Source organism: Rathayibacter sp. AY1B6, assembly GCF_002932755.1.
GTDB lineage: Bacteria > Actinomycetota > Actinomycetes > Actinomycetales > Microbacteriaceae > Rathayibacter.
In genome coordinates this window covers 41,222-51,784 of sequence record NZ_PSWL01000029.1, presented here as the reverse complement: position 1 = coordinate 51,784, position 10,563 = coordinate 41,222, and the positions used below count along the sequence as shown (strand labels likewise).

The window sequence follows — 10,563 nt, the reverse complement described above, 5'->3', positions numbered from 1 at the left end:
GAACCCGGAAGCTAAGACTCTCAGCGCCGATGGTACTGCAGGGGGGACCCTGTGGGAGAGTAGGACACCGCCGGACACCATTCACGATGGCCACCCAGAAATGGGTGGCCATCGCTGTTTAACCGGTCGGTCTCTCCTCGAAGAGGACCAGGGTTCGAGAAGGACCAGGGCCGGCCGAAGCGACGATGACCGTCGTCGCCCGACTCCGGAACGAGGAGCAGCGATGCGTCAGGACGACCCGAGGCCGGAGACCCGACCGAGCCGCTCGAGCGGCGATTCCAGCGTTACGGAGGAGACAGGTCTGTCCGACGAGCTTCTCCGGATCGAGCAGACACCGCTGAGCGAGAGGGGAGCCGGGTACCTCCAGCTGCAGGAGCGGTTGCGCATCCGCCTCGAGAACGCGGATCACGACCGATGACCGACGACTCCCGTCTCGACTCGGCTCTGGCCGCGCGGGGAATCGCCCGCTCCCGCACCCATGCGGCTCGGATGATCGCCGACGGACTGGTGACAGTGGACGGCGTCCCTGCGCTGAAGCCCTCGATCCGAGTGCACGACGATCAGGACATCGCCGTCGCCGGACTCGACCACTACGTCAGCCGGGCGGCCCACAAGCTGCTCGCTGCCCTCGACACCTTCGTGACGGTGCGAGTCGCGGGCCGGAACGCTCTCGACGTCGGTGCGTCGACGGGCGGGTTCTCGCAGGTCCTGCTCGAGCGCGGCGCCGCGTCGGTGATCGCGCTCGACGTCGGGCACGCTCAGCTCGCCCCGCGGATCCGGTCCGACGATCGCGTTCACGTGGTGGAGGGGTTCAATGCGCGGGACCTCACCGCCGCCCGGCTCGCCGAGGCGGCCAAGACGGAGATCGTCCCGGACCTGGTCGTGTCCGACGTCTCCTTCATCTCCCTGCGGATGGTGCTGCCGCCGGTCGCCGCCTCCGTGGATCCGCTCGCCGACTTCGTGGTGCTGGTGAAGCCGCAGTTCGAGGTCGGCCGCCTGGGAGTGCGGGAGGGGATCGTCCGGGATCCGGAGCTGCGTCGCGAGGCGCTCTCGGACGTCCTCTGGTCTGCGTGGGACCTGGGGCTCGGCGTCGTCGGGCTGGCCGAGTCGCCACTCCCGGGTGGCGCTGGGAATCGCGAGTATCTGGCGCACCTCCACCGCGACCGCGGAACGATTCCGACAGAATGGAGGGACGCGGTCACCGCGCTCACCACCGGATGACGCGATCGTGTCCGCCGCTGTCGACCGACCAGAAGGACACACCCTCGATGCAGTCCCCTCGAGACGAGCGCAACATCCTCGTCGTCGCCCACACCGGACGGACGGACTCCCTCGATGCGGCGGTCCTCGTCGTCGAGCGCCTCCGGAACTCCGGCGCCCACCCCGTCCTCTGCGGCGACGACAAGGGCGACATCGTCGCGGTCGCTCCTGGTCTGAGCGATGTCGCCGTGCTCGGGTCCGACGTGCCGCTCGAGTCCATCGAGCTGGTGTTCGTGCTCGGCGGGGACGGGACCATCCTCCGGGCGGCGGAGATCGTCCGATCCGGGACGGCCCCGCTGCTCGGCGTGAACCTCGGTCACGTCGGGTTCCTCGCCGAGAGCGAGCGGGACGATCTCGACGACGCCGTCGCGCGCGCGCTCGACGGCGACTACGCGGTCGAGGAGCGGATGACCCTGCAGGTGCGCGTGAAGATCGACGAGGCCGTCGTCTACGAGACCTGGGCCCTCAACGAGGCCACCGTCGAGAAAGGCAGCCGCGAGCGCATGCTCGAGGTCATGGTCGGTGTCGACGGACGTCCGCTGTCGAGCTTCGGCTGCGACGGCATCGTCGTGTCCACTCCGACGGGCTCCACCGCGTACGCCTTCTCCGGGGGCGGCCCCGTCGTGTGGCCGACCGTCGAGGCGATGCTCCTCGTCCCGCTCAGCGCCCACGCGCTCTTCGCGCGGCCCCTCGTCGTGGGCCCTTCGTCGAGCCTCGCCGTCGAGGTCAAGGAGAGGACCGACGGCGTCGGCGTCCTCTGGGCCGACGGCCGGCGCGCCTACGAGCTGCCGCCGGGAGCGCGCGTCGTCTACCGGCGCTCGCCCGTGCCCGTGCGCTTCGCGCGCCTGCACGACGCACCCTTCACCGATCGACTCGTGCACAAGTTCGGTCTCCCCATCCGCGGATGGCGGGGGTCGGCGGAGACGGAGTAAGGCCCGATGCTCGAAGAGCTGCAGATCCGCGACCTCGGAGTGATCGCCGAGGCGACGCTCCCGCTCGGACCGGGCTTCACCGCTGTGACCGGCGAGACCGGCGCCGGCAAGACGATGGTGGTCACGGCGCTCGGCCTCGTGCTGGGTGCGCGCTCGGACGCGTCCGCGGTGCGCTCGGGAGCGAAGCAGGCCTGGGTGTCGGGGCGCTGGCTGGTCCCCGAGGAGGGCCCGGTCGCCGAGCGCGTCCACGACGCAGGCGGAGATCTCGACGGCCCGGAGCTGCTGCTCGCCCGCTCGGTCTCGGCGGAGGGACGCGGCCGCGCCGTCGTCGGCGGCCGGAGCGCACCGGTCAGCGTGCTGAGCGAGCTCGCGGATCAGCTCGTCGTCGTGCACGGGCAGTCCGACCAGATCCGCCTCCGTTCCGCCGCCGCGCAGCGCGAGGCGCTCGACCGTTTCGGTGGCTCCGATCTCGCCGACGCCCTCCGCGACTACGCGAGCGCCTTCGAGCGGTGGCGGGCCAACCGGGAGGAGCTCGACTCCCTCACCGAGGCCCGGGAGACGCGCGCCCGCGAGGCCGAACGGCTCCGCTCCGCTCTCGCCGAGATCGAGGTGGTCGCTCCCCAGCGCGGTGAGGACGTCGAGCTCGCGGCGCAGTCCGCCCGGCTCGGGAGCATCGAGCAGCTGCGGCTCGCCGCCGGCGAGGCCCGTGAGGCGATCTCGTCCGAGGAGCTGGACGGGCGGGACGCGCTCGGGCTCCTCGAGACGGCGCGTCGCGTGCTGGAGCGGGCGGCCGAGCACGACGCCGCGCTGCAGCCGACGGTCCAGACGCTCGGCGAGGCGGCGGTGCTCCTCGTCGACGCCGCCGGCGGGCTCTCCTCGTACCTGGCGGAGCTCGACCTCGACGGCGCGCACGACCTGGAGCTGATCGAGAACCGGCGGGCGGAGCTGTCGCTGCTGGCCCGCACCTACGGACCGACGCTGGACGACGTGCTCGACCTGGTCGACTCCTCCGGACTGCGCCTTCTCGAGCTCGACGGCGACGACGAGCGGATCGCGGCGCTCGAGGCCGACACCGCGGCCGATGCGGACCTCGTCGACCGCCTCGCGACCCGCCTGACCGAGCTGCGGACCGCGGCGGCCGCCGAGCTGGGGGAGCGGGTCAGCGACGAGCTCACCGCGCTGGCCATGGCCGACGCGCGCCTGCACGTGAAGGTGACGGCTGCGGGGGAGCCGAGCGCCCACGGGCGCGACTCCGTCGAGATGCTGCTCCAGCCGCACACCGGGGCCGCACCCCGGCCCCTCGCCCGCGGCGCCTCGGGCGGCGAGCTCTCGCGGGTGATGCTCGCGATCGAGGTCGTGGTCGCCGCCAACGATCCCGTGCCGACGTTCGTCTTCGACGAGGTCGACGCGGGGGTCGGCGGAGCAGCGGCGATAGAGATCGGCCGGCGCCTCGCGCGGCTCGCCGAGACGTCTCAGGTGATCGTCGTGACCCACCTCGCGCAGGTCGCCGCGTTCGCGACGAACCACCTCCGCGTCGAGAAGGGCTCGGACGGCGCGGTGACCTCGAGCGCCGTGACGCAGCTCGACTCCGAGGAGCGGGTGTCCGAGATGGCGCGCCTGCTCTCGGGGCTCACCGACTCCGCCAACGCTCTCGCTCACGCACGGGAGCTCCTCGAATCGAGCCGGCGGGGCTGATCACGAGCGGCCCGGGACGACATCGATCCGTCCCGGGCGGTCCGCCGCCGCCGTTCTGCTGTTACGGTGGAACCCCGTGGTGGACTTTACGAACGCGGGCCTTTCCTCTTCTTCTCCCTCGGATCCCGAGGGCTCCTCCGGGTCCTCGACCCGGAACGCTTCGACGGCCGGGCAGGACGCCCCCTCGAAGATCACGAAGCACATCTTCGTCACCGGCGGTGTGGTCTCCTCGCTCGGCAAGGGCCTCACGGCCGCGAGCCTGGGCAACCTGCTGACCGCGCGCGGGCTGCGCGTCGTCATGCAGAAGCTCGACCCGTACCTCAACGTGGATCCGGGGACGATGAACCCGTTCCAGCACGGCGAGGTCTTCGTGACCGACGACGGGGCCGAGACCGACCTCGACATCGGCCACTACGAGCGCTTCCTCGACATCAACCTCAACCAGGCCGCGAACGTCACGACCGGTCAGATCTACTCGCGGGTCATCGCTCGCGAGCGCGCCGGCGAGTACCTCGGCGACACGGTCCAGGTCATCCCGCACATCACGGACGAGATCAAGCGCCGTATGCGCCTCCAGTCGGAGGACGACCCGCAGCCGGACGTCATCATCACCGAGATCGGCGGCACCGTCGGCGACATCGAGAGCCAGCCGTTCATCGAGTCGGCCCGGCAGGTCCGCCACGAGCTCGGCCGCCGCAACGTCTTCTTCGTGCACGTCTCGCTCGTGCCCTTCATGGGCGCCTCCGGCGAGCAGAAGACCAAGCCCACCCAGCACTCCGTCGCGGCGCTGCGCTCGATCGGCATCCAGCCGGACGCTCTGGTGCTGCGCAGCGACCGGCCCGTGTCGGAGTCGAACAAGCGCAAGATCGCGCTGATGTGCGACGTCGACGAGCAGGCCGTGGTCAACGCCAAGGACGTCGCATCGATCTACGAGATCCCGCAGATGCTCAACGAGCAGGGCCTCGACGCCTACATCATCGACCAGCTGGGGCTTCCGGCCGGCGAGGTGGTCTGGGACGGCTGGTCGCGACTGCTCGAGGCCGTGCACGAGCCCAAGCACGAGGTCACCATCGGCCTGGTCGGGAAGTACATCGACCTGCCCGACGCCTACCTCTCGGTGACGGAGGCTCTGCGGGCCGGCGGATTCGCGCAGCAGACGAAGGTCGCGATCCGCTGGATCGCCTCCGACGGCCTCGAGGACCCGGAGGCGGCGGCCAAGGCGCTCTCGGAGCTCGACGGCATCTGCGTCCCCGGCGGCTTCGGGATCCGCGGCATCGAGGGCAAGCTCGGCGCGCTGCGCTTCGCGCGGGAGAACGGGATCCCGACGCTCGGGCTCTGCCTCGGCCTGCAGTGCATGGTCATCGAGTACGCCCGCAACGAGGCCGGCCTCGAGGGGGCCTCGTCGTCGGAGTTCGACCCGGAGACGGAGTTCCCCGTCATCGCGACGATGGCCGAGCAGGTCGAGATCCTCGCGTCCGGGGACATGGGCGGCACGATGCGCCTCGGCCTCTACACGGCCGAGCTCGCCGAGGGCTCGATCGTCGCCGAGGTGTACGGCGCTCCGGAGGCGGCCGAGCGCCACCGCCACCGCTACGAGGTCAACAACCGCTACCGCGACCGGATCGCCGAGGCGGGGCTCTGGTTCTCGGGCCTCTCGCCCGACGGCCACCTCGTGGAGTATGTCGAGCTGCCCCGCGAGAAGCACCCCTACTACGTGGGCACGCAGGCGCACCCGGAGCTCCGCTCGCGCCCGAACGCCGCGCACCCGCTCTTCCGCGGCCTCGTGACCGCCGCCCTCGAGCGCCAGGAGGCGTCGCGCCTCTTCCCGGCGTCGGAGGCGGGCGCCGATGAGTGAGCCGCTGTCCGACGAGCTCGTCGAGCCGGAGGTCCTGACCAGTGAGCGCGTCTTCGACGGGATGGTCTGGGGCGTCCGCGCCGAGACGTTCCGCTACGGAGGCGGCGAGCTGCGCCGGGAGTTCCTCGATCACACGGGAGCCGTCGCGGTGCTGGCGCTCGACGACGAGGACCGCGTCGCCCTGATCAAGCAGTACCGGCACCCGGTCCGCACCCGCGAGTGGGAGATCCCCGCCGGCCTGCTCGACGTGGAGGGCGAGGATCCTCTGGTCGCCGCTCAGCGGGAGCTGGGCGAGGAGACGGACCTGCAGGCCGAGCGCTGGGACCTGCTCTCGGAGTTCGCGACCTCGCCGGGCGGCAGCGACGAGGTCATCCGGATCTACCTGGCCCGCGGGCTCTCGTCCACCGGCTCCGCCTTCGACCGCGAGGCCGAGGAGGCCGACATGGAGCTGCGGTGGGTTCCGCTGGACGAGGCGGTCGAGGCGGTCCTCGCCCGCCGGGTGCAGAACCCCTCGCTGACGATCGCGGTGCTCGCGGCGCACGCGTTCCGCTCGCGCGACTGGGACGGGCTGGGCGACGCGTCCTCGCCGTGGACGCGTCACCCGCGGGTCCGCCACCCCCGGGGGTGAGCCCTCGCGCCTGCGCCGAGGCGTACCTCCGGCAGGCGAGCGTGGAGCGCGGGCTCTCGGCTCACACGCTCGCGGCGTACCGGCGCGACCTGGAGCTCTACCTCGGCTGGCTCGAGGAGCGCGGAAGCGCCGACCTGGCACAGCTCGGGCGAGTCGATGTGGGGGAGTTCTCCTCCTGGCTGGCCGCACGCCCGGAGCGGCCGCTCGCGGCGAGCTCGCGTGCACGGATCCTCTCGAGCGTCCGAGGGCTGCACCGCTTCGCCCTCGAGGAGGGGGTCGTCGCGGACGATGCGGCCCGGGACGTGGTGCCGCCGAAGATCCCGATGACGCTGCCGAAGGCGGTCACGGTGGAGCAGATGGCGGCGCTGCTCGACGCGGCGCGCGGCGAGGAGCTCGCGGACCTGCGGGACAGGGCGCTGCTGGAGCTGCTCTACGCGACGGGCGCGCGCATCTCCGAAGCGGTCGACCTGAACGTCGACGACGTGGTCGACGCCGAGGTGGTGCGGCTGACGGGCAAGGGGTCGAAGCAGCGGATGGTGCCGCTCGGCCGCTTCGCCCGCGAGGCGGTGGACGAGTACCTCGTGCGCGCGCGGCCGGAGCTCTCGCGGAGGGGGCGCGCGACTCCGGCGCTCTTCCTGGGGGTCCGCGGGAGCCGACTGTCGCGGCAGAGCGCCTGGCTGGTCATCCGCGCCGTCGCCGAGAAGGCCGGCCTGGACCGGGAGATCTCGCCGCACACCTTCCGGCACTCCTTCGCGACCCACCTGCTCGCGGGCGGCGCCGACGTCCGAGTGGTGCAGGAGCTCCTCGGTCACGCCTCGGTGGCGACGACGCAGATCTACACGCTGGTGACGGCGGACACGCTCCGGGACGTGTACACGTCCGCGCACCCGCGAGCTCGGCGCTAGAGCCGCGGCCCCGTGCGGCGGGGCGCGGCGGCCGGGGAGCGGGGCGCCGGTACACTCGTCGGAGGCCGCGCGGGAGCGCACGCCGCCACGGAAGCGAGGACGACGCAGGTGACACGCAAGACGGACGACAAGGCCGAGCTCACCGGTCTCGAAGCCCCGACGCTCGGCCCGACCGGCCGCCCCCTGCGCGACTTCCCGCTGCCGGTGGAGCTCACCGGCCACGGCCCCGCCCGGATCATCTCCCTCTGCAATCAGAAGGGCGGCGTCGGCAAGACGACGACGACCATCAACCTGGGCGCGACCCTCGCCGAGTACGGCCGCCGCGTGCTGGCCATCGACTTCGACCCGCAGGGCGCCCTCTCGGCCGGCCTCGGCGTCACCACCTACGACGCCATCACGATCTACGACCTGCTCCTGGGCACCGTGAAGGACCCGGCCGAGGCGATCCGGAAGACCCGCGTGCCGGGCCTGGACGTCATCCCGGCCAACATCGACCTCTCCGCCGCCGAGGTCCACCTCGTCAACGAGGTCGCGCGCGAGCAGATCCTCGCCCGTGTGCTCCGCAAGGTGAGCGCGGACTACGACGTCGTCCTGATCGACTGCCAGCCCTCGCTGGGCCTGCTCACGGTCAACGCGCTCACCGCGAGCCACGGCGTGCTCATCCCGCTCGAGTGCGAGTTCTTCGCGCTGCGCGGCGTCGCCCTGCTGATCGAGACGATCGACAAGGTCCGTGACCGGCTCAACCCGGTGATCGAGCTCGACGGCATCCTGCCCACGATGTACGACTCGCGCACCCTGCACTCGCGAGAGGTGCTCGACCGCGTGGTCGACGCCTTCGGCGACAGCGTGCTCGAGACGGTGATCGGCCGGACGGTGAAGTTCCCGGACGCCAGCGTGTCCGGCGTCCCGATCACCCAGTTCGCGCCCGAGCACAACGCCGCGAAGGCGTATCGCAAGCTCGCCAGGGAGCTGATCTCGCGTGGCGCGGTCGCCTGAGGTCCTCCTCGAGGAGCGCTCCGCTCCCACCGGGTTCCACCTCGCGCTGACCAACTTCGAGGGTCCGTTCGACCTCCTGCTGAGCCTCATCGCGAAGCAGCAGGTCGACATCACCGAGATCGCGCTGAGCGCCGTGACGGACGAGTTCCTCTCGTACCTCCACGGGATCGACTCGCTCGAGGGGCTGGACCGCGCGTCGGAGTTCCTCGTCGTCGCCGCGACGCTCCTCGACCTGAAGATCGCCGGACTCCTGCCCCAGGGCGAGCTGGTGGACGCGGAGGACGCGGCGCTGCTGGAGGCGCGCGACCTGCTGTTCGCCCGGCTCCTGCAGTACCGGGCCTTCAAGCAGGTGTCGTCGTGGTTCGCCGAGCGGATCGCGATCGAGACCGTCCGTCACGTGCGCGACGTGCCTCTGGAGGAGGAGTACCGGTCCGCGAAGCCGGAGCTCGTCTGGACCCTGTCGCCCGCCGACTTCGCCGCCCTCGCGACCGTCGCCCTCGCTCCGCGCGAGCTGCCGACGGTGGGCCTGGACCATCTGCACGCCCCGCAGATCAGCATCCGGGAGCAGGCCGCCCACGTCGTGGCGATGCTGCGCGCCCGCGGGAGGGCCGGCTTCGGCGAGCTGATCGCGGACGCCGACGAGAAGGGCGTGATCGTCGCGCGCTTCCTGGCCGTGCTCGAGCTCTACCGGCACGCCGCGATCTCGTTCGACCAGCCGGAGCCGCTCGGCGAGCTCACGCTGCGCTGGGTCGCCGAGCAGTGGAGCGATGCGAGCCTCGCCGCGCTCGGAGCCGACTATGACTCCTGACGCCGGTCCCGGGACCGTCGCGTTCGAGATCGACCGGGCGATCGAGGCGATCCTGATGGTCGCGGACGAGCCGCAGCCGCTCGCCTCCCTCGCGACCGCGCTGTCGAGGCCGATCACCGTGGTCCGCCAGTCGATCGAGCGCCTGGTCGCCGACTACGACGGCGCCGACGGGGCGATCCGCCGGGGCTTCGAGCTGCGCGAGGTCGGTGCCGGCTGGCGGATCTACGTGCGCCGCGAATACGACCCGGTGGTCAAGGACTTCGTCCTGACGCAGAACCCGACGCGGCTCTCGCAGGCGGCGCTCGAGACGCTCGCCGTGATCGCCTACAAGCAGCCGGTCTCGCGCGGTCAAGTCGCGCAGATCCGCGCGGTCAACGTCGACTCCGTCGCGCGCACTCTCCTCGGCCGCGGCCTCATCGCGGAGGTCGGCCACGACCCCGAGACGGGCGCGGTCCTCTACGGCACCACCGAGCAGCTGCTCGTGCACCTCGGCCTCACCTCGCTCGACGAGCTGCCGAAGATCTCCCCCCTACTGAGCGACGGAAGAGACGGATTCGATGAGCGCGCCTGACAGCGGCCCCGACGGCGAACGACTGCAGAAGGTCCTCGCGGCAGCGGGAGTCGCCTCCCGACGAGTGGTCGAGGAGATGATCGTGGCACGGCGGATCCGCGTCAACGGCGAGGTGGCGGACGAGCTCGGCCGCCGCATCGATCCGGCGACCGACCGGATCGAGGTCGACGGGGTCGCGGTGCAGCTGGACACCTCGCGCCGCTACGTGATGCTCAACAAGCCGATCGGCGTCGTCAGCTCGCTGGCGGACGAGAACGGCCGCACCGACCTCAGCCTCTACACGAAGAACTTCGAGGAGCGGCTGTTCAACGTCGGGCGCCTCGACGCCGAGACCTCGGGGCTGCTGGTGCTGACCAACGACGGCGAGCTCGCGCACGTCCTCGCGCACCCGTCGTTCGGAGTGACGAAGACCTACATCGCGAAGGTGCACGGGCAGGTCCTCCCGCAGACGATCGCGACGCTGACCTCCGGGATCGAGCTCGACGACGGACCGGTGGCCGCCGACAAGGCGCGGCTCCTCGGCCGGCCGGAGGGCCGCTCAAACGCCTCGCTCGTCGAGATCACCCTGCACTCCGGGCGCAACCGGGTCGTCCGCCGGATGATGGCGGCGGTCGGGCACCCGGTGATCGAGCTCGTCCGGCGCCAGTTCGGGCCGCTGCACCTGGGCACCCTGCGCTCGGGCGATCTGCGCGACCTGACCCGCGACGAGCTGGGCGCGCTGCTCACGATCGCACGCCAGGGCGGCGAGGCGGTCGCGGCCGCTCCCGCGGTCCCGTCGAAGAAGGCGAGCGCGGGCGCCCGACGGCCCCGGCCGGACAGCGGCGAGCGCGGCGCCCCTGCGGAGCGCGGCTCGGCCGGGCGCTCCTCGGACCGTGCCGGATCCTCCGGACGGTCCTCCGATCGCGGCGGCTCG

At 71.9% G+C, this 10,563-nt stretch carries 9 protein-coding genes, 1 rRNA gene and 1 pseudogene; all 11 read left to right on the top strand.

The genetic code is table 11. The annotated features are described in order from the left end of the window. A 5S ribosomal RNA gene (rrf, locus tag C5D08_RS14400) occupies positions 1–76 on the top strand; the annotation flags it as partial. 338 nt (positions 77–414) lie between these two features. Continuing rightward, the gene (locus tag C5D08_RS14390; protein ID WP_104277618.1) at positions 415–1,221 is read left to right on the top strand and encodes a TlyA family RNA methyltransferase; all 807 of its coding nucleotides are present in this window, start codon (positions 415–417) and stop codon (positions 1,219–1,221) included. A 47-nt stretch (positions 1,222–1,268) separates the two neighbouring features. Continuing rightward, entirely contained in the window at positions 1,269–2,192 is a 924-nt protein-coding gene (locus tag C5D08_RS14385; RefSeq protein WP_104277617.1) for an NAD kinase, read from the top strand. A gap of 6 nt (positions 2,193–2,198) precedes the next feature. Continuing rightward, a complete protein-coding gene (recN, locus tag C5D08_RS14380) occupies positions 2,199–3,887 on the top strand; it encodes a DNA repair protein RecN (protein WP_104277616.1) in 1,689 nt (562 codons plus the stop codon). A 190-nt stretch (positions 3,888–4,077) separates the two neighbouring features. Beyond that, positions 4,078–5,742, top strand: coding sequence for a CTP synthase (locus C5D08_RS14375; RefSeq protein WP_104222604.1), 1,665 nt, complete (start codon positions 4,078–4,080; stop codon positions 5,740–5,742). Further along, a complete protein-coding gene (locus C5D08_RS14370) occupies positions 5,735–6,370 on the top strand; it encodes an NUDIX hydrolase (RefSeq protein WP_104233392.1) in 636 nt (211 codons plus the stop codon). The genes C5D08_RS14375 and C5D08_RS14370 overlap by 8 nt, the downstream gene beginning before the upstream one ends. Continuing rightward, positions 6,367–7,275: a site-specific tyrosine recombinase XerD gene (gene xerD / locus C5D08_RS14365; protein WP_104277615.1), complete on the top strand. Its 909-nt coding sequence runs from the start codon at positions 6,367–6,369 to the stop codon at positions 7,273–7,275. The genes C5D08_RS14370 and xerD overlap by 4 nt, the downstream gene beginning before the upstream one ends. Before the next feature lie 108 nt (positions 7,276–7,383). Next, the gene (locus tag C5D08_RS14360; protein ID WP_104277614.1) at positions 7,384–8,271 is read left to right on the top strand and encodes a ParA family protein; all 888 of its coding nucleotides are present in this window, start codon (positions 7,384–7,386) and stop codon (positions 8,269–8,271) included. Next, entirely contained in the window at positions 8,255–9,079 is an 825-nt protein-coding gene (locus tag C5D08_RS14355) for a ScpA family protein (protein ID WP_104277613.1), read from the top strand. Before C5D08_RS14360 ends, C5D08_RS14355 begins: the two co-directional genes overlap by 17 nt. After that, a complete protein-coding gene (gene scpB / locus C5D08_RS14350) occupies positions 9,069–9,650 on the top strand; it encodes an SMC-Scp complex subunit ScpB (protein WP_104277612.1) in 582 nt (193 codons plus the stop codon). Before C5D08_RS14355 ends, scpB begins: the two co-directional genes overlap by 11 nt. Continuing rightward, a pseudogene (locus C5D08_RS14345) lies at positions 9,637–10,407 on the top strand (pseudouridine synthase); the annotation flags it as partial. The gene scpB and the pseudogene C5D08_RS14345, both read left to right, overlap by 14 nt. Positions 10,408–10,563: the final 156 nt, after the last annotated feature.